Genomic DNA, 23,985 nt, shown 5'->3' on the forward strand with positions numbered 1-23,985 from the left:
GGAATGTGATAGTACTATTCAGCAAAGTATAAATGGGTATACTAGAATCTCTTGTTATAAAAAATAGCAATATCAGGAAAGACAATGACTGCACGTATTCAAAAAGGCAAGTTAGCGATTGCTAAAGAACTTTACGATTTCATCGAAAATGAAGCACTACCGGGTTCAGGTTTAGACAGTGAAACTTACTGGAAAAACTTTGAACAAGTCGTTGTCGATCTTAGCCCAAAGAACAAAGCACTATTGGCTAAGCGTGACGACATTCAAGCTAAAATTGATGAATGGCACCGCAACAACAAATTTGAACTCGAAGCTTACAAAGCTTTCCTTACTGAAATTGGCTACTTATTACCAGAAGTAGAAGATTTCCAAATCAGCACAGAAAATGTAGACGAAGAAATCGCATTATTGGCTGGTGCGCAATTAGTAGTGCCTGTACGTAATGCACGTTACTGCTTAAACGCTGCGAACGCACGTTGGGGTTCACTCTACGATGCTCTTTACGGTTTTGACGTGATTTCTGAAGAAGACGGCGCGGAAAAAGGTAAGGGCTATAACCCAGCTCGTGGTGCAAAAGTTATCGAATTTGCTAAAAACTTCTTAAATGAAACTTTCCCGCTAGCTAATGGTTCGCATGCAGATGCAACTAAATATGCGGTAGAAGGCAAAAAGTTAGTTGTAAGCCTAAAAGATGGCTCAACTGCAACTTTAGCGAAAGAAGCTCAGTTTGTTGGTTTTAATGGTGACGAAGCTGCGCCAACTGAAATCGTACTTTTAAACAATGGTTTGCATGTAATCATTGAAATTGATGCGACGAGCCCAATTGGTTCAACTGATGCTGCGGGCGTTAAAGACTTAGTTCTTGAAGCTGCAGTAACCACAATTCAAGACTTAGAAGACTCAATTGCAGCAGTTGATGCTGAAGAGAAAGTTGAAGGCTACCGTAACTGGTTAGGCTTAATGAAAGGTACACTTTCTGAGTCAATCGAGAAAAATGGTAAGACCATCACGCGTACATTAAATAAAGATCGTACGCACAAAAACTTAATCGGTGGTGAAACTACGCTTCACGGTCGTTCATTGATGTTGCTTCGTAATGTAGGTCATTTGATGACAAACCCTGCGATCCTTGTAGATGGTGCTGAAATCTACGAAGGCATCATGGATGCATTGATCACACCGTTATTGACGTTTGCAGACATTAAAGGCGAAAACGAAAACAAGAATTCTCGTAAAGGTTCTATGTACATCGTTAAACCAAAAATGCATGGTCCAGAAGAAGTTGCATTTGCAGTTGAATTATTTGAGCGTGCTGAACAAGCGCTTGGTCTACCTGCGAAGACTTTGAAAATCGGTATCATGGACGAAGAACGTCGTACTTCTGTGAACTTGAAAAACTGTATCGCGCAAGCGAAAGATCGTACGATCTTTATTAATACAGGTTTCATGGACCGTACGGGTGATGAAATCCATACTTTCATGGAAGCAGGTCCATTCGTTCGTAAAGGCGAAGTGAAGTCTCAAATCTGGTTCCCTGCATATGAAAACCGTAACGTGATGATCGGTCTTCAAGCCGGCTTACGTGGTAAAGCGCAAATCGGTAAAGGCATGTGGCCAAAACCAGATATGTTGCTTGATATGTACAAAACGAAGATTGAGCATCCAGAAGCTGGCGCAAGTTGTGCATGGGTTCCGTCTCCATCTGGTGCTGTAATTCACGCGATTCACTACCATCAGTGCAATGTTTCTGAGCGTCAAAAAGAGTTGTTGAATACTCAGCCGCTATCTTTAGATGACTTGTTAACGCCGCCTTTAGCGACAGATACAAACTGGTCTGAAGAAGAGAAAACTAAAGAACTCGAAAATAACCTTCAAGGTATCTTAGGTTATGTCGTTCGTTGGGTTGATTTGGGTGTAGGTTGTTCAAAAGTACTAGACATCAACAACGTTGGTTTGATGGAAGACCGTGCAACTTTACGTATTTCTTCTCAACACGTTGCAAACTGGTTACGTCACGGTATCGTAACTGCTGAGCAAGTTGAAGAAGTGTTTAAACGTATGGCGAAAATTGTGGATGAGCAAAATGCCAACGATCCACTTTACACGCCAATGGCACCAAGCTTTGATGGTTATGCATACAAAGCTGCTTATGACTTAGTATTCAAAGGTGGCGAGCAGCCTTCTGGTTATACAGAGCCGCTTCTTCATGCTTACCGTTTAAAATTAAAAGGTTATACAGGTGACTAATCTGTAAATCAAAAAAAGCCTCTTCGGAGGCTTTTTTTATTGCTTGAGAAAGTTAGAATGTCGACATAAAAAATGAAAAGGAAACTCCATGTATTTATGGAATGTAAATCGGTTGGTGGATGATATAAGACTGAATAAAGTCTCTGAAACCCATTATAAAAACTACTATATTGCCAGCTCAATATTGATTTTCTTTAGCTACTTAGCACTGACGTTAACCCCAGAATCCAAACCTACAGAAGCTTGGGCTTCGTTTGTTTTACAAGTTGGTCTGCTGATTAGCTGGGTGAATGCCATATTTAAAGCCAATGGCGGCGAGCAAGGCCGAGATTTTTTAAAGCGCTTTATTGCATTGTATTTGCCCGTAACGATTCAGAGTTTAGTCCTCTTTATCTTGATCGCTGTTGTTGTCGAAGGGCTGTTACCCATGTTGACCCTAAACATGGAGGAGGCTGCGCTTGAGCAACTCACCACAGTTAAAGATCTAAGTTTTGAAGTCATCATTAGCTGTTATATTTATTGGCGAATCTATAAAGCGATGCGGCAGATTCATCAGCCTGTTTAAAGTATAAGGTTGTAAAAGAAATTAATTATAAAGTTTTATCCTGTTTTTCTCATAGCTTTTCGATGCTGAAGCCTTTACATTGGAATGAATGATAAAAATGGGATGGAAACGATGTCAGCATATACCGCATTAGATTTGCAATATATTGGTGGACAGTGGCGAGCAGGGACTTCAACGCGTCACATCAAGAATATCAATCCCTTTAGCCAAGCAGAGATTTTTGAATTGCAGGCAGCCAGCAGTGTCGATGTAGACAGTGCTTATAGTGCGGCAGAAGCTGCCTTTAAATCAGAAGTGACCAAGCCCATTGAAGTACGTCAGCAAGTCATCACTAAATTAACTCAAACCATTCAGCAGCGCAGAGAAGAAATTATTCAATGGCTGATAGATGAATCTGGTAGTACACGTTTAAAAGCCAATATTGAAGTTGATGCAGCGCTCGGCATTATCCAAGAATCGTTGCGTTTTCCTGAAAAAATGCAAACTACGCAGCTAGAGAGTAAAGACCCGAGTCGAAAGAGTTTTGTATTGCGCAAACCCTTGGGTGTCATTGCGGTGATTAGCCCGTGGAATTTTCCATTTCATTTATCGATGCGTTCTGTGGTGACTGCGATTGCTTGCGGCAATAGTGTGGTGCTGAAGCCTGCAAGTGACACGCCAGTGACAGGTGGAACGTTACTCGGGAAATTATTTGAAGAAGCGGGTTTGCCGCATGGCGTATTAAATGTTGTTGCAGGCAGCGGCAGTGAAATTGGCGACTATTTTGTAGAGCATCCTGTGCCTAAAATGATTTCATTTACAGGTTCAACTGAAGTGGGTCAACAGGTGGGGGTGAAAGCTTTGGCAAGTTCACGGATTAAGCGTTTAGCGCTGGAACTTGGCGGCAATGCGCCTTTGGTGATTTTAGATGATGCCGATTTAGATTTAGCCGTTGAACTGACCGTGATGGGGCGTTTTTTGCATCAAGGACAAATCTGCATGAGTACCAATCGAGTGATTGTGGATGAATCCTTGCACGATGCTTATGTTGAAAAATTAATTAAACGGGTAAAAAGCATTGTGGTCGGTGATCCGAATGATGTCGAAACTCTGATAGGCCCTATCATCAATAAGTCGCAAATCGATAAATTAAAAACCATTATTCAAAATGCCATTCAGCAAGATGCGATTTTAGCCTATGCAGGCGGTATAGAAGGTCAATTGGTTGCACCGCATATTTTCACCCATGTGGATGCGCACGCTGATATTGCATTAGAAGAAAGCTTTGGGCCAATTTTGCCGATTTTAAAAGCGCGAGATGAAGCGCATGCACTTGAATTGGCGAATTCAACCCGATTTGGTTTATCGAGTGCGGTATGTACCTCAAATTTAGCACGCGGCGGAGAGTTTGTGGCCAAACTCGATATAGGCATGACGCATATCAATGGCATCAGTGTGGCGGATCATTCTAATGCACCCTTTGGCGGTGAACGGAATTCAGGCCTTGGTCGCTTTAATGGTGAGTGGATATTTGAGGAATTTACCCGCACCCATTGGCAAACGTTCCCTGCTTAAAATACACAAAATGAAGTCTATTTTATCTTGTGCAATAGACTTCACTGCAGGTTCTGTTATGCAGGACATTTCTAGTTTATTTCCATGAAATATCAGGAAGTATATAGTCCCAAAAACGACTCCAACGTGTTTTGTAATACAGGAAAGAGCCAATATCTTGGCTTGAACAATTATCCTGATAGTACATTTTGTGATTCATCAACAGCATAGGTTTACGCTGCAAGGCCGTCATATACAGCTTGACCTGAACCTTGTAATTGTAGATTGAATAATTAGAAGAAATACTCTCGGTTTTCATTTTTTGGATATTGTGAATATACACATCAAACTTCAAGCCATTTTTGTAATCTGTTGCCTCATGAATTGTTCGATCTGCAATTGGAATAAGCGGATTGTTATCACTAAACGCTAAATATGCGTTATGTATTTTGTTTCCTTGTTAATCATTAAACTGAATAGCTGAATTTGCAGTAGTGAAATAGGGGAGCGCATCTTGAGGATTGATTTTAAACGTGCCTGTACAATCTGTCCTGACACGCCCTTCATCTGCGTTCACCGTAAACCAGCCAAATTGATCTTCCAATTCCATCGTATGGGCTTCATCTACGTCAGGAAGAATCACGCCAAACTGATCTCTTTGTCTTTGCTGATTTTGCATCAAGCGATAACTATTTTGAGCACGTTTTGCAAAACGGATTTCAGGAAACATTTCTGGAGATGTAATTTTAAAGTCAGAGACATTGATCATTTCACCATAGGGCAGGATGACTAATGAGAACTGCTGCTCTTGGGTGTTGGGAAGATTTTTGACCGTGACCCAATGATGTGTACTGATCATTTGCTGATTGCGAAAATGCTTATATTGAATGCGGTATTTGCCTGCAGGGATCTCGATTTCATTGATCAGGCTTTGTTTAAATGGATATTCATTGAGATATAGCGCGTCGAGACTAAAAGGTAGAAATGAAACGGTATGTACAGAAACTTTTGCTGCTTTGCAGTTGGATATAGACTTAAACTGAGAATTAAAACGATAAAGCGACTTCGGTCTAGATTTTTCATTTATTATAAAGATTGAATTTTTGCGGATTATGGCAAATATGTGTGCCAATTTCAAACCGATTACCTTAGCGCAATTAAAGTCGCAAAACTTGCCTGAAATCAGTTTTGAATATCCTGAGGAAGTCTATCCAAATTATGATTTACCGCTGCTCTTTAAGTCTGAGCAAGGGCTAGAGTGGCGAAAAGTGGGTTTTGGCATGGTGCCTAAATGGGCCGAAGACAAATCTATTGCACTAAAAACCTATAATGCCCGAAATGAAACTTTGTATCAAAAGCCGTCTTTTATCAATGCGATCTCAAAATGTAAGTTTGGCGTAATTCCAGTGTCTGAATTTTATGAGTCTATGTATATCGACAATAAACCGCAGCGTTGGAGTGTTAAACGCAAAGATGGAGAAGCGTTTTATATCGCTGCCTTATATGACATTTGTCGGCAAGGTGATGAGATTGTACGTTCTGCAACCATGATTACGATGGATGCTATTCAGCATGAGATGATGAAACACTTTCATGAGCCAGGTAATGTAAAACGCTCAGTGATTGTGATTCCGCATGCACGATTAGAGGAATGGCTGAGTTGGAAATCACCGAATATCCAAAGTTTTGTACAGGGTTTTCCTGTTGACGAATTTGAATGTGAGCATGCACCCAAAATAAAAATCGAAAAAATCAGTCCCCAACTGAACTTTTTCGATTGATACTTCGGTGATGCAGAATGCTTAGCGCGCTAAGTTTTTGAAAATGTGCTTTAAACTTTCCATGGTTTTTTCAATTTGTAGCGGTGTTAAGCCTTCAAAAGATTGTTCTAGAACGACATTCGTTAGATCGTTAATCTTTTGCGTCATAGCAGTGCCTTTATCGGTTAACACGACGCGAGTAATACGTGCATCATCTTCACAAGAATAAGTGTCTACTAAGCCTTCATCTTTTAAGCGATAAACAATTTTGGTTGTCGTCGACATTTTAGACACGACCATTTCAGATAAATCCGAAACGCTCGCATGTGGTTTAGACTTGAGTGCGAGCAGGATGCGACGACGTGAATTATCTACGCCATACTTTTTTAAGGCATGGTCGACGTTTAAAACATATTGTGAATGCACCTGAGTGACCCAGTAGAAAGGAAAATTTTCTAAACTAAAGTCATCGGTGGATGGTAAAAATTTTGAATACTTTTTTGTCATGAAGGAGTCCCCTGAATATTTGTTTTAATTTTATTTAATGTTTTAACATTCTATTGAAAAATAGAGGGTAATAGCAAGAGTTCACAATAAAAAAATAGAAAGTAGAAGATATCTCATTTTTAGATTATCTTAATAGATTATATTGATATTCTTTCCAAGCGATTAAAAGAGAATAAAAGCAAAGTTGGGTAAAGAGATAGTGTAGTGAAAATAAATAAGTTTTTAATTTGAATTGAATATTAATATTTTTTACCAAAAGGTAGAAATAAATAATTCATTAGATTTGTCATACAATCTCATACAACGTATTTAATTACATTTAATTAAAAGTCAGGTGAATTCATACTTTTTTTAAAGTGGAAGAGGAGATCTCAAAAAGTAGGTTTTAACATCTAGATGTGTATTTTATATCGCCCATTCGATTTGTAATACATTCAGCGTTTTTAACATTTTGTCATATTGTTGCTGCGAAAAAATATGCTTGAATACATTACAAATGCGCAAGATTATGCATAATGGAATGGTCTCTAGTTACACAGGTTAAATTTATGGATCCGTCGCCGTGCGTTGGTCTGATTGAAGATATTCTTACAATCCAGAATGAGGAAGAGAGCTAATGGAATTTTTGTTAGATCCTGGAATCTGGGTTGGTTTACTTACATTAATTATTTTAGAAATTGTACTAGGGATTGATAACCTAGTCTTCATTGCCATTTTGGCAGAAAAACTCCCTCCAGAACAACGTGACAAAGCCCGTATACTTGGTCTTTCACTCGCATTGTTAATGCGATTAGGATTGTTATTTGCAATCTCTTGGTTGGTCACATTAACAAAGCCCCTGATTACCGTTTTTGATTGGACATTCTCTGGTCGAGATCTCATTTTATTGTTCGGTGGATTATTCTTAGTCTATAAGGCGGTCACAGAGCTGCATGAGAAATTAGAAGGTAAACCAGAAGTTCAAGTGACAACAAAAGTGGCTTATGCGAGCTTTACAGCAGTCGTGGCGCAAATTGTTGTCTTAGATGCAGTTTTCTCTCTAGATTCTGTCATTACAGCAATCGGTATGGTCGACAACATTTATGTCATGATGGCTGCAATGATTGTTGCAATGGCTGTGATGTTACTTGCATCTAAACCGTTAACGGCCTTTGTTAACCGACATCCGACCGTCGTGATCTTATGCTTAAGCTTCTTATTGCTTATTGGTATTAGTTTGATTGCAGAAGGTTTTGGTTTCCATATTCCGAAAGGCTATATCTACTCAGGTATTGGTGTTGCGATTATCATCGAAGCCTTTAACCAGTTTAGTCAGCGTAATGCTCAAAAACACGAAGCGAAAATTCCATTACGTCACCGTACTGCAGACAGTATTTTAAAGCTGATGGGTGGACGCTTAGAAGCCGATCAAGTCGGTAATCAAGCACAAGAAACCTTTGCAGACGAAGAACGTTACATGATTGGTGGTGTATTGACGCTTGCAGAGCGTTCAGTTGCGTCGATCATGACCCCTCGTAATCAAATTTCTTGGGTTGATTTAAATGACACACCTGAGCAAATTCGTGAGCAAGTCCTTTCAGTGCCGCACAGTTTATTCCCTGTGTGTCGTGGTAGCTTGGACAAAGTGATTAGTATTGTCCGTGCGAAAGAACTTATTGATGTTCTAGATAGCGAAGATGATCTAAAAGTATTGATTAAACGTCATCGTCCGATCTTTATTTTCCAAAAAATGAAGGTGATTGATGCGATTAATACCTTGCGTACCTCTAAAGGCTCTTTGGTACTGGTTACGGATGAATTTGGTGCGGTACAGGGTCTGATTTCACCACTCGATGTGTTTGAAGCAATTGCTGGTGAATTCCCAGATGCGGATGAACAACTTGATTTGATTAAAATCGATGATGAACATTGGAAAGCTTCAGGCATGCTCGATCTGTATCAGTTAGAACTTGAATTGGAAATGCTGGATTTGATCGAAGAAGATGATGGTTATATCAGTGTTTCAGGTCTTATTTTAGATCAGACCCACGGCAATGTAGAAGTCGGTACTGTGGTTGATTTTAAAGGCATTCAATTTAAAGTCACGGCAATGGATGAAAACCGCATTAAAACGGTTGATATCTATTACCAGGCCTAATGCTCAAATATTAAAAATGACCCTAAGACAGCTTTTCGAAGCTGTCTTTTTTGTATGACTAGAAAGTATAAGAAATCCTATCCAAGGAGGCTGTAATTCACTATGTTAAAACGTATTATATTTACATGATGTAACAGTCAAAAAACGCTGCAACTTTTGGGCTTTTAGAGGGCTAAAACGATTCAAAAGTAAGAAATATTGATAGGGTTGATTTTAAAAAAGCATGAGGGTAAATAGCGATTCATTTTTAACTTGGGGTTTTAATCATCATTGATGATCTATGAATAATTTTATTTCATTTAAATACCGCTTCGGAAAACTTTATAACTAGGGACTTTGAAAAAACATCAAAGTTAATCCATTAAGAAAATGGGTGTTGGTATGGCGATCACTGAGAATATCATTGATTTTTGCAAACTCACGATTGAAGAAAAACATGAGTTGTTTCAACGGCTCTGGGAGTTTGATCAATGTATTTTTCCAACTTCTAGGATTGAGCAACTTTATCAATACATGCATGACCCAGATATTGTTGCCTTACCAATCATTCAGTATTTTGAGCAGGAAAAACTGATCGGGCAAAACATTGTGCGTATATTAAAAATTATGCATAACAATCGGCCGATTTTTATTTTTAATTCACGGGCAGGGGTATTGGTTGATTATCGTCGGAAAAACCTGACCTTAAATTCGGCGATTAAAGTGGCGATGCAGCATCAGATTCGATTTCCAGCGATTCCTATGTGGTTTGTGGCTACATTGGCACAACCAAAGGTATATACATTATTTGCCTCGCGCTCTGTTAAGTTTTATCCAAGGCATGGTGTCCCGATGCCCACTGAGTATGCGGATGTTTTAAACAGTTATAAAATCCGTCAGCATGATGTGCAGCATCGCGCTGAGGATATTTTTGTTCATCGTTGTGATTTACCGAAGGTGACGCCTGAGCAATTGGTTCGGCTACGGAAAAAATCTGATGAACATGTTCAATTTTTTATGCAGCACGTGCCAGATTATTTTGATGGCATGGGTTTAATGTGTATTTGTAAATTAAATGTTTCAACTATTTTTGAAGCAAGTATGAATCTGGCAGTTGGGCGGGCAGTTTAATGACGGACATGGATGTGTTATGCGACAAATGACGATATATCGATTATTCGGTTTCGGCGCGGCGATCTTTTTAACGGCTTGTCAGCCAGCAGAGCAAAAAGTACAGGAGCAATCGCAGAAATGTGTTGCCCCCGAAAAACTGGTCAAACAAATTTATGATCAAGAGTTGAAATTGCATGCTTTGAGTAAAGATCAACTTGCTGCCTATTTTGAGCCATCGTTAGTGGAACGTATGCAAGCAGAAATTAACTGTAAGCAGTCGCAACAAGAGTGTAATGTGGATTTTGATATTTTCACGGACAGCCAAGATCCGCAGCAAAATTCCAAAAAGGGCGTACAGCCTAAACTGAGTTTTGATGAAAATAAAAACGTTGTTCGTGCTGAGTTTAAAATTGGTGATGAAGCCAAAGTCTTAAATTATGAAATGAGTGATGGCGACTGTTCAAAAATCAAAAATATTGTCTATGCGGGGGACTATGACCTCGACATGATTTTGAGTAATCCAACAGAAACGATCGAAGATTCAGAAATGTTTGATGCCAATGCTGCAATTGACAGTACGGCACAGTAAATTTTTTGTCGCATATTAATTAGTACAAAACAGTATGAATCCCTGAACAGCTTGAGTCTTTACTCAAGCTGTTTTTGTTTTTCTCAAGCTATCATAGCTTCATAGTGCATAAATTTGCATGTTGGCAAGTTGATTGAAATCATCTTCATTGAGATTATAAATTTCATCTAAAAATGCAACATTGAAACTGCCGACACTTGAGCTAATTTCATAGGCTTTTTGACCCGCAATCGCAAAGTGCAAATGTGCTGCGACCGTGCCAGCAGTTAGCGTTTCACTCACGGCGCAATAAGCCGCTGTTAACGCACCTAAAGCGCAGCCAGAAGCCGTCACTTTGGGTTGTAAGTAAGATCCACCATTAATCTGTATCACAGCATTCATTTCTTTTGATAAGATGAAATCCGATTCGCCTGAAATTGCCACACATTCACAGTGTTCTAATAAGGGCGCAGCATTTAAATAAATCTCGGCACTATTGAGTGTGCTATCGACACCGCGTGACTCACCTTGATTACCTGCAAGACCACTGATTTCTGATGCATTGCCACGGATTATGCTTGGCTTGTACTGGAGTAATTGATCAACCATTTCAGATCGCCACGGCAAAACGGGGCCATAACCGACAGGGTCAAGCACCCAAGGTTTATTTAAATTTTGTGCTGTTTGTGCAGCAATTTGCATGGCCTGCATTTGTTCAGACGTTGGCGTACCTAAATTGATATTCAATGCACTGGCAATTGAGGCAAAGCTTTCGGCTTCAAAGGGATTGTCAATCATTGCAGGAGAAGCACCCGCAGCCAAAAGGACATTGGCGACATAATTACTCGCGACTGCATTGGTGAGGATATGCACCAAAGGTTGTTTGGATTGAAGTTCAATCCACGCATTGATGACGCTTTGCAAAAGCGGGCTATTTAAGTCAGTCAATTCACTGTTCATGGTCGTTTCAAAATTTTCAGATTGATTCATCGGTTTCTCCCTTAGCGGGTGAAGTAATGGTCTTGATGTTTACAATTACGGCAGAACAGGGTCACATAATCTGCGGCATCATAATCGACAGAGAGCTCTTGTGAACCACAGTACATGCAGCGCTTTGTGGAATAAAAATTTAAGCGAGGTTCGATTTTTTTCCAAGCATGGCGTATTGGCTGCACAAAGATACTTTCATCGAGTCCTAAAAAGTTAAAGAGCAAAATTTCACTCATTTTACTAAAGGGGAGTTGTGGCGGACGAGGGAGGGTAAAAGTTTCCCATTTTTCCTGTAAGCCACGTTCACGGTATTGCTGTAAGGTCTTTTTTAACAGATTGGTGTTAATGAAATTTTCATTACGAACTTGCAGGGCTTTTTGTTTATGTAGATATTCGAGTGCTGACTGAATCATATAATAAATCTGCCCAACCGCTAGATGGTCGAGTAGGCGATAACAGAACACTTGAAAGCTTTTATTCCCTGCAATTTGAATACCCCATGTCTTACAGTAAAACTGCATGAATTGCACAATTTCTTGAAAAAGTAGGAGATACAAGCATTCTTTCACTTCGTCAGCACTTTTAAAGGGAACACCCAAGGCTAAATTTTCATAAAACCAATGACGGAGTTGCTGCGCTACGCTAAAAAGACTGGGCTCCGAATAGCCATCCAGACGGACATTGATATAATACTGTTCAGCTTGTAGTGCATCATCTTTCACAATCAAAATTTGCTCATGCACGAGATGCTTTTTGAGTGATTGTTGGAAGAAATAATTCGGGCTGATGTTATGATACTTAATAGCGTCCCAGTCGATAAATTCTTGATGCGCCGTATGTTCTTGGACGTGATTATCCAATAAAGCCAGCAAAAAGAGTTTCTGTAAAAAACTCAGTTCACTTAATTCACGTTCAACGATATCTTTATTTTTGAGTTTACGCTGTTCTTGTAAACGGGTTTCTTTCAGTAGTTTTTTTCGCGCAGCCTGACAGTTTTCACAATGACAGTTGTATTGCTGTTCTGGAAATATTTGATGATGACAGTGGCTACACTGATAAAAATTAAATTCTTGCTCATCTAATTTTTCAGCATCTACCCAATACATAGATGCACGACACAACGGGCATTGCGTACTTTCATCCATTTGTTTGCGTAGAATATTGAACATGTTGCCAGCGTTTCTTGAAAGGTTAAATTGATTATACACATCTCTGTTTAAAGACGGGTTTGCAATTTCAGTTGCAGCAGCTCAGGCGAGAAGTCGACAAATAAAAAAAGCTGCATAGTGATGATGCAGCTTTTAGTTAGAATGGATTATTAATAGGCGGCTGGGCATGGGATCGATTCGTCCTCCTCTCCAACTTGTTTGGCTTGTATTAAGGCTTGCACTTTTTTAGACGCGACTTTTTTAGTGCCTAATGCACTATATGAGTTAAGTAATGAACTGACCTCAAAGGCTTTGAGTGGAATCCCTTCGCAAGTCATAAACATTGCAATTACTTGATGGTCGATATTTGCAGCATCAAGCGCTTGCAGGGTCTTCATATTTTCAATACGGATGATGTGTTCTTTAATAAACATAATGCACCTCTTTTTGTTTTAGCCTGATGATTTTGCTTTTGGCAATTAAGTAGATGCAAAACGCATGCTCAAATGTTTTGAGTAGACATTTTAAAGCAGATAAACTTTATAATTATTTACTAAGATATTGAAAATAAATTATTAATTTAAAAGTAACAAAATAATATTGATGCGTATGGCTATGTCTAATGAATTCTCAAAATGCTTAAACTGTTGAAAAAGAAACATCTTGGTGCATCGTTTAAACAGAAGTATGCAATCAAATACAAATTAGAAGATTGATATGAATTACGTACTAAGGTGCTTTTTGGAAGGAATCACCTAAGCGATTGGATTTGAAAAGTATATTTGTATATATTGAGCTTATAATTTTTAATGATCTAGGCTTCTAGGATTGAAACCAAGCGGAATCTACTGAACTTGATACACAGCATGATTCAGCTGGATTTCTAAAGGTTTTGATCTTTTTTTATCCTTTCTTTGTATGGAATACATATGTCAGACGCACTTAAAAACAGCAATATCACCCGTATGCAATTATATAAGCAGCCACAGGGTACGGTTGGTGCGCTGATTATTGGGCATGATCAAACACTGGAAAAGACGATCGAGTTATTGAGCCTGGCGCAGCAACATCAAGTATCTAAAATTTATGTGGCGGGTGCGACGGAAGAAATTCAGCAATTCCTCACCTCAAAAGTCACGGCATTTCAATTTTACTTTGCTGCAGACTATGACAGCGCGCTCGATTTAATTTTCGAAAATCAATAATCCTCTAAGTCTTAAGCAGGAAAGTTTGAGCGTAATAATTTGAAGGTACAGAAGGATATAAAGCACCTGTACTTTCTCTTTCTAGTATATAGGTGCTTTATTTATTTGAGGTAGATAAATAATTTGCATATTGCAGTAGCTGTACTCAACTCGGGCATTTATTTTGCTTAAACATGGCGAAAATATGTGCCAGCCTTTAAATTATTCAATAAAGATGATTGAAAACAACATGCGCTGAGCCCATATATAAATCATTGTAAATGCGAAGACAGCTTATGCATCTTGTCGTATGATCAAGTCATTCACAATGTGTTCAAAAAGCTGATGAGCAATAACTAAGGAATAGGACGAGATATGAACATTGCGGCAAATCCAGTGGTCGAAGCAGACCAAACTGTTTATTTAAAAGATTATCAAAAACCATCATTTGTCGTAGATAGTATCGATCTAGATATTCAAGTCTTTGATGACCATACCAATGTAAATGCAAAATTAGTGATGCGGCGTCAAACGGCAGGGGATTTGGTGTTATTGGGTCGTGATTTGGAACTCAAATCAATTCACTTAAATGGTCAAGTCTTGCCAGCAGATGCCTATGTTGTAGATGCAGAACAACTGGTGATATCAAATGCACCTGACCAAGCTGTCATTGAAACCGAAGTCGTGATTCATCCTGAAAGTAATACTCAACTCGAAGGCTTATACCAAGCGGCAGGCGATCTATTCGTCACTCAAAACGAGCCTGAAGGCTTCCGTAAAATTACCTATTATCCTGACCGTCCTGATGTGCTATCGGTATTTACCACACGTGTCGAAGCGGATAAAAAATTCCCTGTATTACTTGCCAATGGTAATTTGATTGAAGCGGGTGAAACCGGTGAAGGTCGTCATTATACCGTTTGGCAAGATCCAACCAAAAAACCATCGTATCTTTTTGCTTGTGTGATTGGTGATTTGGCGGTACTTAAAGACTCTTACGTGACGTCTGAAGGTCGTAATGTTGCTTTAGAAATCTATGCAGAAGAAAAAGACATTCCAAAATGTCATATTGCGATGGAAGCTTTAAAGCACTCGATGCGTTGGGACGAAGAACATTATGGTCGTCCTTATGATTTAGACAATTATATGATCGTGGCAACCAGTGCATTTAATATGGGTGCAATGGAAAACAAAGGCTTGAATATTTTCAACACCTCTTGTGTGCTTGCTGATGAAGAATATACGACTGATGCTGCGATCATGCGCGTTCAATCGGTGATTGCACATGAATACTTCCATAACTGGACGGGTAACCGTATTACCTGTCGTGATTGGTTCCAACTATGCTTAAAAGAAGGTTTGACGGTATTCCGTGATCAGTCGTTCTCAGAAGATTTACAATCTGCTGCGGTACAACGAATCGATGATGTTGCAGTATTAAAAGCACATCAGTTCCCAGAAGATTCAGGCCCGCTTTCGCATCCACCGCGTCCAGATCATTTTGTTGAAATTAATAACTTCTATACCGCAACAGTGTACGAAAAAGGTGCGGAAATTAACCGCATGATGGCGACACTCTTGGGCAAAGAAAAATTCCGTGCAGGTACTGACGAATATTTCAAACGCCATGATGGTCAAGCTGTGACTGTTGAAGATTGGGTGGCAGCACTGACAGCGGGTTCAGGTGTGGATTTATCGAGTTTCTTGATTTGGTATAACCAACCGGGTACACCAAAACTTGAAGCAAAAGGTGAGTACGATGCTGCAAATCAAACCTATACTTTAAGCTTGAAACAAAGCTTAAAAGCTCATCCGAAATATCCAAATTTAAAAGCTGTGCCTATTCCTGTGGCTTTGGCATTGTTTGATGCGACGAGTGGTGAACAGTTAGTTCTCAGCTCAGATGCATTGGTTGAAAATGGCATCAAAGATGGCGTGTATTTATTTGATACCGATACTGCAACCATTACATTTAGCGGTGTAAAAACTCAGCCTGTTGTTTCTTTACTACGTAACTTCTCTGCACCTGTTAATCTTGAATTTAACTATTCAGATGAAGAGCTTGCATTCCTTCTGCAGTATGAAACCAATGGCTTTAACCAATGGCAGGCGGCGCAGAGCCTGGTCGAAAACATTCTGCTGAAAGATCATGATGCGCAAATTTATTTAGATGCGATCAGTTCGCCTAAGCTGCTGCCTCAATTGGTCTGCAAAGATCCGTTATTGGCTTCACGCTTGCTGGATGTTCCGGCTGAGGGCTATTTGGGCAGCCGTATTGATGAGAACTACAATCCAGCCATGATCCAAGAAAAGCGCAATGCTTTACTTACCGCTGTTGCATTGTCATTTACCGGTTTCTGGAAAAATATTTATCAAACATTAGAAGCGCCTGCAGAGTTCAGTCAGGCAATGGGTGTGCGCGCGCTGAAAAATATCGCTTTGAATATGATGGCGCGTCAGGGGGATAAGTCAGTATTTGATTTAGCCTTTGAACAGTTTAAAACCACGCAAAATATCTCTGAACGTCTTGGTGCTTTAAAAGTATTGGTTTGGAATGATGCACCACAAGCACAGCAAGCTTTAGAAGCCTTCTATACACGCTTTAAAAATGAAGCTTTGTCGATGGACCAATGGTTTATGCTGCAAGCTGCACATCCGAAAGCAACTGCGGAAACTATCAAGGCACTAACTGCTCATCCTGACTATGACTTGAAAGTACCGAACCGTATTCGTGCGGTTACAGGCGGTTTAAATAGCAATCCTGTCAACACATGGAGCTTTGGTGTACAGCACATTGTTGAATTGGCAAAATTCCTCGATGAGAAGAATCCAATTGTCGGTTCACGGTTACTGCAAATTTTGTCCCGTTGGTACACTTTGGCAGAACCGCAGCGTAGTGAAGTCAAAGCAAAACTTGAAGCACTTAAACCTGTTGTGAAATCGAAGAATGTGTCAGAAACATTAAACAGTATGTTGAGTGTTTAATCGTTCAACCACATTGTACGATTGATTTGAGTTAAATCAGTCGTACTGAAATGAGCCTATTGCCATGGCTATGGCAGCAGGCTTTTTTATATCCAGTCTTTTTATCCAATCTTTAGCTAGGATTGAAAATCAATCATGTTTAGATGACTGGAACTGAATGATTTTCTCTAATTATTCATTTAAATTGCATAATAATTGCAATACAAATCACATAATGGCGTTACAATGATTTCGGTTTATCCTATTTATAACTGTATGCGGTAAGGCATCCAAGTTTATGAATGTTTAGATATTTTTATCTATTTCATTATGCAAGATTTTTGAGGCGAGTCATGTTAGTTAAGGTTGATGATGGTTTTTATTTAAACTCACATCATATTATTGCAATTCGGATTAATAGAGATTTGCTTGATACCTTTGTTGTTTCGGTAGAATACACACCGAACAGTGTGCAAAACACAGGTGTATTTGAAAAGAAATTCAATGCGCGCCGTGACGCAGAACAATACCTACAGACTCTGAATCAAATCATTGGTAAATCGTAAAAGCTAAAGTGCATATCGAATATTGTCTAGATTGAAAGCGATATGATATGCATTAGACTTAGATTGACGTCTAGCAAAAGGGATGAAACGCATCCCTTTTTTTGTGCTTATCTGAGCGAAACTAATGTGAAGAATTGAAAATAAATCATTCTATCGATACAACTCGATTTGCACGTCCGATATTTTCCTGACATGCTGTAGCCATCGAAAATGAGTTAAAACTATATGCGAATCAGTATTGTGGGTGCAGGTCGTGTTGCACATCATTTGCTCAAAGTACTTCATCCACAACATCACATTGTGCAAGTTTATGCGCGAAATCTTGATAAGGCAGAAAAACTTGCAGCAAGTGTAGGTGCCGAAGCCATTCATACCCCAAATAAGTTGAATGCTGAGACTGATCTTTTGATCATTGCGGTGAGCGACCAATCGATTGCAACCGTTATTCAGCAAGTTACAGCCTATCTGCCACAGGTTTTGATCGTGCATACTTCAGGTAGCACCAATATCACGGTACTGACCCAGCAGCATTTGCGAGCAGGGGTGTTTTATCCTTTACAAACCTTTAGTTTAGATCGAGATGTGGACTGGACGTCTACACCGATCTTTGTAGAAGCCGCGGATTCTAAAGATTTGAGGACACTAACAGATTTAGCAAACAGCATGAGTCAAAGGGTTTATCAATATGATTCGGCACAACGTTTAAGTCTGCATCTTGCTGCGGTGTTCGCATGTAATTTTAGTAATTATTGTTATGACATGGCAAAGCAGGTTGTCGATGCAAAATACGTCGATTTTAGCTTGCTTTATCCATTGATTTTAGAGACAGCCAATAAAGCGACTCAGGCTGAACCGCGTAACATGCAAACAGGCCCTGCAATGCGTGGGGATCAAAATATCATGCAGATGCACGCCAATATGCTTGAGCAAGCGGATCAAGTCGATCTGAAAGTGGTCTATGAAATGCTGAGTCAGCAGATTTTTGAGCATCATCAGAAATAAACAATCTATAAAGAACAATGAATATTTATTAGCATAGAAATACATGTCAATCAGGATGTTACATGGCAAAAGATTTTAATAGCCCACAAGTGGTCGAAAGTTATGATGCACATATACGTAAATTAATTCCCGGTTATGAACTTGTCCATCAACAGATTCAGGCGGTGTTAAATTGCTATGTCGCTGAAGATGCCCATGTACTGATCATTGGATGTGGGACGGGCTATGAATTGGGCTATCTCATGGCCTTGAATCCAACATGGTCATTTACCGTTACAGAATTATCTGAAAATATGCTGAATCAAACACGGCAAAGTGTTGAAGCTGCTGGACAGTTGCATCGCGTCAAATTTGTTTTGGGCAGTCACACTACTTTTGAGCAGGCGAGTTGTTTTGATGCGGCGCTGAGTATCTTGGTGACGCATTTCATTCTGTTGTCAGAGAAAACGAATTTTTTAGCAAAAGCTTTTGAATTGCTTAAACCGCAGGGCATTTTTGTAAGTTTTGACTTGATGCAAACTCATTCGAATTTTGAGCAGCGTGTCCTACCTGAATTTTGCCAAATGCAAGGTTTATCTGCTGTACAAGCGACAAAAATGATGCAGCGTTTAGAGGATGATTTTGAACTGATTAGCCAGCAGCACTATCAAAATTTACTAACGGAAATAGGCTTTGATCAAATCCATTGTTTCAGCCAAATCTTTAGCTATGCAGCTTACAGTGCTTTTAAAACGTCTATAGATTAAAAATATAAAAAGACCAAGTTTGGGTGTTAAGTTCATCGATCATTTTGACCGACATAGTTGCTACCTTGCATGAGTGACGCTTGCCTCAAAATTTCGATCATCAGTTTCATCCTTCTTGCACGGTATCGCGCGTCATTTTTTAAAAAGAAACTTTTCAGTCAGCGTTAAATCACTTATTGTGCATTTATAAAAAGAATCAATTGGATGAAAATAATGTCAAAAATGGAATTTGATTATATTGTGATTGGTGGCGGAAGTGCGGGTTGCGTACTGGCTGCACGACTCAGTGAAGATCCGAATATATCTGTGTGCTTGCTAGAAGCAGGTGGACAAGGTGATCAGTGGACGGTCAATATTCCAGCTGCATGCGTGGTGAGCTTGCCGACCAAGATCAATAATTGGGCTTTTGAAACTGTGCCACAAGCTGGCTTGAATGGTCGTAAAAGCTATCAACCACGTGGAAAATGCCTAGGCGGTTCATCTAGTATTAATGCCATGATTTATATTCGTGGTCATAAAAATGATTATGATCAATGGGCGGTACAGGGCAATACTGGTTGGTCATACGACGAGGTCTTGCCATATTTTATTCGCTCAGAAAATAACAACCGAATACACAATGAATTCCACGGAAATGACGGCCCTCTATCCGTCACAGATGTACAAAGTGACAATATTTTCCATCAACGCTATACCGAAGCGGCTCGTGCACAAGGCCATAAAGTCCTTGATGATTTTAATGGTGCAGAACAAGAAGGCTTAGGGGTTTATCAAGTTACGCATATCAATGGAGAGCGTTGTAGTGTGGCGCGTGCGTACTTATTTCCACATTTAGATCGGCCAAATTTAACCGTATTGACCAAAGCAACAACGCATAAAATTACCATAGAGCATCAAGTTGCGACTGGTGTAGAAGTACAACATGCAGGGCAAATGAAACACCTAAAAGCCAGACGTGAAGTCTTGCTCAGTGCCGGAGCGATGCAGTCACCGCAGATTTTAATGTTGTCTGGAGTGGGAGATCAGGCCGAGCTACAAGCGCATGGCATTGAATTGAAGCACCATTTACCGGGTGTAGGAAAGAACTTCCACGATCATCCCGATTTCATTTTTGGTTATAAAGTCAAAGAATATCAAGGCACATTTGGGGTGTCCTTACCAGGCTCAATTGATATGTTTAAGCAGATCAGTCGCTATCGTAAGGAGCGACGGGGCATGATTGCTTCAAATTTTGCAGAATGTGGTGGTTTTCTAAAGTCTTCACCCGATTTAGCGATACCAAATTTGCAATTACACTTTGTCGTCGCGTTAGTAGATGATCATGCACGGAAATTTCACGCAAGCCATGGTTTGTCTTGTCATGTGTGTCTGCTCAATCCAAGAAGTCGCGGTACGATCAAATTGAGTGGTTCCAGTGTCAATGATCCATTATTGATTGATCCAAACTTTTTAGGGGATGAACAGGATTTAGAAGATTTGGTACAAGGCTTTAAGTTGACGCAGCAATTAATGATGTCGCCGTCTTTATCGAGTCATTATCAGCAAGATTTATTTACCTCACTGGTCAAAACCGATGATGACATACGTGCAATCTTACGTCAGCGTGTGGATACGGTTTATCACCCTGTCGGCAGTTGTAAGATGGGCGTAGATGAGATGTCTGTGGTTGACCCTGAATTGAAAGTCTACGGGATTCAAAACCTTCGTGTAGTCGATGCTTCTATTATGCCTTCTGTGGTGAATGGCAATACCAATGCCCCAACAGTGATGATTGCTGAAAAAGCCGTGGATATGATTCGTCAAAGTCAGCTCCAAGCGCAAGTAGCCTAGGTGTAAGCAGTTTTCCTGTGATTTGAAACAACACAGATAAATCTTAGATCAAAAACAGCAATAAAAAACCACCGCTAACGGTGGTTTTTTATTTCATTCAAAAATTAGTTTACTTTTTTGAAGATGAAGTCATTAATTTTATGGCCTGCTTCAATTCCGCGACGTTCAAATTTAGTTTGTGGACGCCAGTCTGGACGAGGGTAGCTATTGCCTTTACCTGCAAGGTTTTCAAGACGTGGACGTTCTTCAAGAACTTCGATCATCCATTCAGCATACGGTTCCCAGTCAGTTGCTGAGTGGAATGTGCCGCCGATTTCTAATTTTTCTTCAACCAATGGCATACGGTCATGAGATACAAAACGACGTTTGAAATGACGTTTCTTCTGCCATGGATCTGGGAAGTATAATTGCACAGTATTAATACTGTTATCTGGCATTTCACGTAGCACTTGGATGGCATCAGCATCCAGTACTCGAAGGTTAGTTAAACCTGCAAGACCTGCTTCATACACACATTGAGCGATACCCGGAACATGCACTTCAATGCCGACAAAGTTTCGCTCTGGGTTTGCTTTTGCCATTAGCACCAAAGAGCGACCCATACCAAAACCGATCTCTACAGTTAATGGGCGTTCAGGGTGTTCAAAATGCTGACGCAAATCACCAACAGGGTATTCCAAAATTAGATGACCATATTGTTCCAGCGCAGTACGTTGCGAAGTATTAAGTGGCGCAGAGCGGCGCATAAACGTCACGATTTCACGGTGTTCGTTTAGATTATCCAGATCTACAGCGTGCTGGTCTAATTGATCGTTCGACATAACTTTGGCAAATGTAAAAAATTCGAATGCGGTATTTTAAGTCCTGAGATGCACAAGTCAAATTTTTTACCGTGAATATATCCGCTTTTTGCTCAATCTCACCGACGGAAGCCGTGCCGAGGATTTGCAATGTACAGTGAATTACTCAGCTCAAAAGCGATGAAATAACATTAAGCTAGGCGATTTTATCGTCAAGATCTTCACTATCTGTATCATCATGTTTAAACGGTAAAATGGCCTCAAGAACGGTACAACCCGGCTGTGACTGTATTTTAAATTCACCACCGATACGATGTATTCGTGTTTGCATACTATGGAGGCCAACATGTAGCCCTTGTTCAACTTCGTTAGGGTTGAAGCCTATACCATTATCTTCAATACGTAATATCAGTTGAGTCTCTGTTTCGCACAAACTGACTTGAACTTTGCTAGCCTGACTATGCTTTAGAATATTGGTCAGGGTTTCTTCTGCGACACGAGTCAAATTGAGACATTGAGTTGCAGTGGGTGAGTGAATCCATTCGGCAGCAAATTTCCAGCTTGAGCTCATGTCTAATTCTTCAAAGAGCTGTACAAAGCGATGGCGAATCGGCGCCGCCCATTCGATCGGGGTGTCTGGAACTTTCGTCCCTATACTTGAACCCGAATCGATAACTTGTCTTAAATCATTTCGGAACAATTTAAGCATCGACATGATTTGTGGTTTTTCAATTTTATCATTTTGTTCTAACAGTAAAATTGAACGGACAATTGATCCGCCTAAACCATCATGTAAGTCATGAGATAAATGAATTCGTTCTTGAAGTCGTGCATTTTCAAGCGCGAGTTGATGTTGTTGACCGAGTGAAGTAGCGAGTTTCAGTTCAGCTCGTTGAACATTTTCAGTTAAGGTCTTATTAAAACGCTCAATTTGACGCGTGTGTCGAGCTAAACGTAGAGCCAGTACGCCGCCCAAGATGAGGGTTGTCACTGGCCCGGTATAGGGCGAGAGCGCATGACCTTCCATGGTCATCATAAAGTGAGCATCATGTACCGCAATCGGTAAATAAATCAGATACAGCGTTGCAAGCAAATAGGTTTCAGCCATTTTGGCTTTATAGGCTAAATAGGGGTAGCTAATACATTTGGCCACAAAGACAAAAACAAAGAAGCTAAAACAAATTTGGATGACGGTCTTTAAATAAGCCTCTGGCGCAAAACCTATACAGAGAGCGGCGATGGTGGCAAGACTTAATAATAGTTTCTGAATTTTTGGAAATGGGTGGTTTGCAAAATACCATGCACCAATACAGCCAAAAACCGTATAAAAGCAGAAAATGATATTTTGCATACGGTCGATCTGTACGGTGGTTAGAAATGCAATTGGCCCATTAAAAATAATACACAGGCTATAAAACACCCAACACATACCAGTGATGGTTAACCATAAGTAAGCTCTTTCATTACGATTGGCGAGCCATGCTAAAAAAAAGAACACAGCCACGACGAAATTAATCATCGTATTGAGTTCGACTAATTGTCGTTGTTCGAGTAACCAAATTTTAAAGGTGTCATAGACTTGCGGGTATTCCCCAATTTGAACTGAACTGAGTCCTGATTTTTGGGTCACCGAACCATATACTTGCACCCAAATGGTATTAACACCTTGCTTTAAACTCGAGCTAGGCAAGTTCAATAGTCTAGGTTGATGTTGGCTTCGCGAAAAATGTTCTGCTGAAATGTAATCTTGCCAAAGTAGGGCATCGTTGATGTACACCCGTCCACTTTGGGTGATGCCTTGTATGGCGATAGCAATGGGCTGATTTAACTGATGGAGGTCACAGTTCAACTTAAATTGGATTTTGTACCAAGCGATACCATGATAATCCGGCCAACGTTTATTCCAAGTGTCTGGAAGCTTTTGCAGATTTTGCCAACCTGTACGTGGGCGCTCTTGCTCGACAGCGCTTTTAGCTGTGGCAATATGGGTAATTTCAACAGGACAATGACTGCTTGAGATCTGAGGGGTGGCATTGGCAAAAGTGGGTATAGCAATACAACATAGCAGGCAAAATAGACTCGCTAAGACCAGCAGCCGATTTGCTTGAATGCAGTGTCGTGACCAAAACCATACCATCAAAATTCCCCCAATTTTGTGTATCCACAATTTAAAAAAATAAATAGAAAGTCACATCAAATCTTTGTTTTATTTTTGATAGTTTAGGACTTACGCACTATCATTTATAGATTCTCTGTGGTAGCAGATGATTTTTATCGAGAATAAAGTCATCAATGAAGTTTTTGATAATTGGTCTAAATAATTTCTTCTGCCAACGATATATATTT

20 protein-coding genes and 1 pseudogene are annotated in these 23,985 nt (G+C 39.9%); 13 read left to right on the top strand and 8 right to left on the bottom strand.

Annotated features, from left to right (window positions below; all coding sequences use genetic code 11):
- The first annotated feature begins 84 nt into the window (after positions 1-84).
- The 3 genes from FTV03_RS04855 to FTV03_RS04865 all read left to right on the top strand — a co-directional run bounded on the left by FTV03_RS04855 (position 85) and on the right by FTV03_RS04865 (position 4,366).
- Positions 85-2,247 carry a malate synthase G gene (locus tag FTV03_RS04855; protein WP_180040248.1) on the top strand — a complete coding sequence of 721 codons (2,163 nt, stop codon included), beginning with the start codon at positions 85-87 and terminating at the stop codon, positions 2,245-2,247.
- An 88-nt stretch (positions 2,248-2,335) separates the two neighbouring features.
- Complete coding sequence (locus tag FTV03_RS04860) at positions 2,336-2,812, top strand: hypothetical protein (protein ID WP_111885048.1); 477 nt, start codon at positions 2,336-2,338, stop codon at positions 2,810-2,812.
- Between the two features lie 111 nt (positions 2,813-2,923).
- Positions 2,924-4,366 (top strand): aldehyde dehydrogenase family protein, encoded by a 1,443-nt coding sequence (locus tag FTV03_RS04865; protein WP_180040250.1) that lies wholly within the window; start codon positions 2,924-2,926, stop codon positions 4,364-4,366.
- A 439-nt stretch (positions 4,367-4,805) separates the two neighbouring features.
- On the opposite strand, the gene FTV03_RS04870 is transcribed toward FTV03_RS04865, so the two are convergent.
- Positions 4,806-5,204: a hypothetical protein gene (locus tag FTV03_RS04870; protein ID WP_180040252.1), complete on the bottom strand. Its 399-nt coding sequence runs from the start codon at positions 5,202-5,204 to the stop codon at positions 4,806-4,808.
- Between the two features lie 262 nt (positions 5,205-5,466).
- Here FTV03_RS04870 and FTV03_RS04875 point away from each other — a divergent pair, with 262 nt between their 5' ends.
- Positions 5,467-6,126, top strand: a complete 660-nt coding sequence (locus tag FTV03_RS04875) for an SOS response-associated peptidase family protein (RefSeq protein ID WP_180040273.1) — start codon at positions 5,467-5,469, stop codon at positions 6,124-6,126.
- A gap of 21 nt (positions 6,127-6,147) precedes the next feature.
- Here FTV03_RS04875 and FTV03_RS04880 read toward each other — a convergent pair whose 3' ends face one another.
- A complete protein-coding gene (locus FTV03_RS04880) occupies positions 6,148-6,612 on the bottom strand; it encodes a MarR family winged helix-turn-helix transcriptional regulator (RefSeq protein ID WP_078193646.1) in 465 nt (154 codons plus the stop codon).
- Between the two features lie 616 nt (positions 6,613-7,228).
- Between FTV03_RS04880 and FTV03_RS04885 the strand changes: the two genes are divergently transcribed.
- The 3 genes from FTV03_RS04885 (at position 7,229) to FTV03_RS04895 (ending at position 10,430) form a co-directional block, all read left to right on the top strand.
- A complete protein-coding gene (locus FTV03_RS04885) occupies positions 7,229-8,749 on the top strand; it encodes a transporter associated domain-containing protein (RefSeq protein WP_180040254.1) in 1,521 nt (506 codons plus the stop codon).
- Between the two features lie 381 nt (positions 8,750-9,130).
- Positions 9,131-9,859 carry a hypothetical protein gene (locus tag FTV03_RS04890; protein ID WP_180040256.1) on the top strand — a complete coding sequence of 243 codons (729 nt, stop codon included), beginning with the start codon at positions 9,131-9,133 and terminating at the stop codon, positions 9,857-9,859.
- Positions 9,860-9,878: 19 nt separating this feature from the next.
- The gene (locus tag FTV03_RS04895) at positions 9,879-10,430 is read left to right on the top strand and encodes a hypothetical protein (RefSeq protein ID WP_180040258.1); all 552 of its coding nucleotides are present in this window, start codon (positions 9,879-9,881) and stop codon (positions 10,428-10,430) included.
- 99 nt (positions 10,431-10,529) lie between these two features.
- On the opposite strand, the gene thiM is transcribed toward FTV03_RS04895, so the two are convergent.
- From thiM to FTV03_RS04910, 3 genes are all read right to left on the bottom strand, one after another.
- Positions 10,530-11,399, bottom strand: coding sequence for a hydroxyethylthiazole kinase (gene thiM / locus FTV03_RS04900; protein ID WP_180026863.1), 870 nt, complete (start codon positions 11,397-11,399; stop codon positions 10,530-10,532).
- Positions 11,400-11,410: 11 nt separating this feature from the next.
- The gene (locus FTV03_RS04905) at positions 11,411-12,568 is read right to left on the bottom strand and encodes a hypothetical protein (protein WP_111885041.1); all 1,158 of its coding nucleotides are present in this window, start codon (positions 12,566-12,568) and stop codon (positions 11,411-11,413) included.
- Between the two features lie 149 nt (positions 12,569-12,717).
- On the bottom strand, positions 12,718-12,981 hold the full coding sequence (locus FTV03_RS04910) for a hypothetical protein (protein WP_111885040.1): 264 nt from the start codon (positions 12,979-12,981) through the stop codon (positions 12,718-12,720).
- 495 nt (positions 12,982-13,476) lie between these two features.
- Here FTV03_RS04910 and FTV03_RS04915 point away from each other — a divergent pair, with 495 nt between their 5' ends.
- The 6 genes from FTV03_RS04915 (at position 13,477) to FTV03_RS04940 (ending at position 20,839) form a co-directional block, all read left to right on the top strand.
- Positions 13,477-13,752 (top strand): hypothetical protein, encoded by a 276-nt coding sequence (locus FTV03_RS04915; protein ID WP_180040260.1) that lies wholly within the window; start codon positions 13,477-13,479, stop codon positions 13,750-13,752.
- 354 nt (positions 13,753-14,106) lie between these two features.
- Positions 14,107-16,716, top strand: coding sequence for an aminopeptidase N (gene pepN, locus FTV03_RS04920; protein ID WP_180040262.1), 2,610 nt, complete (start codon positions 14,107-14,109; stop codon positions 16,714-16,716).
- A gap of 332 nt (positions 16,717-17,048) precedes the next feature.
- A complete protein-coding gene (locus FTV03_RS04925; protein ID WP_180003031.1) occupies positions 17,049-17,261 on the top strand; it encodes a hypothetical protein in 213 nt (70 codons plus the stop codon).
- A gap of 225 nt (positions 17,262-17,486) precedes the next feature.
- The gene (locus FTV03_RS04930) at positions 17,487-18,263 is read left to right on the top strand and encodes a Rossmann-like and DUF2520 domain-containing protein (RefSeq protein ID WP_180040264.1); all 777 of its coding nucleotides are present in this window, start codon (positions 17,487-17,489) and stop codon (positions 18,261-18,263) included.
- 62 nt (positions 18,264-18,325) lie between these two features.
- Positions 18,326-19,009: a class I SAM-dependent methyltransferase gene (locus tag FTV03_RS04935; protein ID WP_180022464.1), complete on the top strand. Its 684-nt coding sequence runs from the start codon at positions 18,326-18,328 to the stop codon at positions 19,007-19,009.
- Positions 19,010-19,222: 213 nt separating this feature from the next.
- Positions 19,223-20,839, top strand: coding sequence for a GMC family oxidoreductase (locus FTV03_RS04940; protein WP_180040266.1), 1,617 nt, complete (start codon positions 19,223-19,225; stop codon positions 20,837-20,839).
- Between the two features lie 104 nt (positions 20,840-20,943).
- Here the strand turns inward: FTV03_RS04940 and trmB are convergent, their stop codons facing one another.
- The 3 genes and pseudogenes from trmB to FTV03_RS04955 all read right to left on the bottom strand — a co-directional run.
- Complete coding sequence (gene trmB / locus FTV03_RS04945) at positions 20,944-21,660, bottom strand: tRNA (guanosine(46)-N7)-methyltransferase TrmB (RefSeq protein ID WP_078188891.1); 717 nt, start codon at positions 21,658-21,660, stop codon at positions 20,944-20,946.
- Between the two features lie 175 nt (positions 21,661-21,835).
- Entirely contained in the window at positions 21,836-23,776 is a 1,941-nt protein-coding gene (locus FTV03_RS04950) for a sensor histidine kinase (RefSeq protein ID WP_257220677.1), read from the bottom strand.
- A 100-nt stretch (positions 23,777-23,876) separates the two neighbouring features.
- Positions 23,877-23,985: pseudogene (locus tag FTV03_RS04955) on the bottom strand (IS701 family transposase); the annotation flags it as partial.

The sequence above is a fragment of the Acinetobacter sp. YH12218 genome, assembly GCF_013417925.1.
GTDB classification, from domain to species: Bacteria; Pseudomonadota; Gammaproteobacteria; order Pseudomonadales; family Moraxellaceae; genus Acinetobacter; species Acinetobacter amyesii.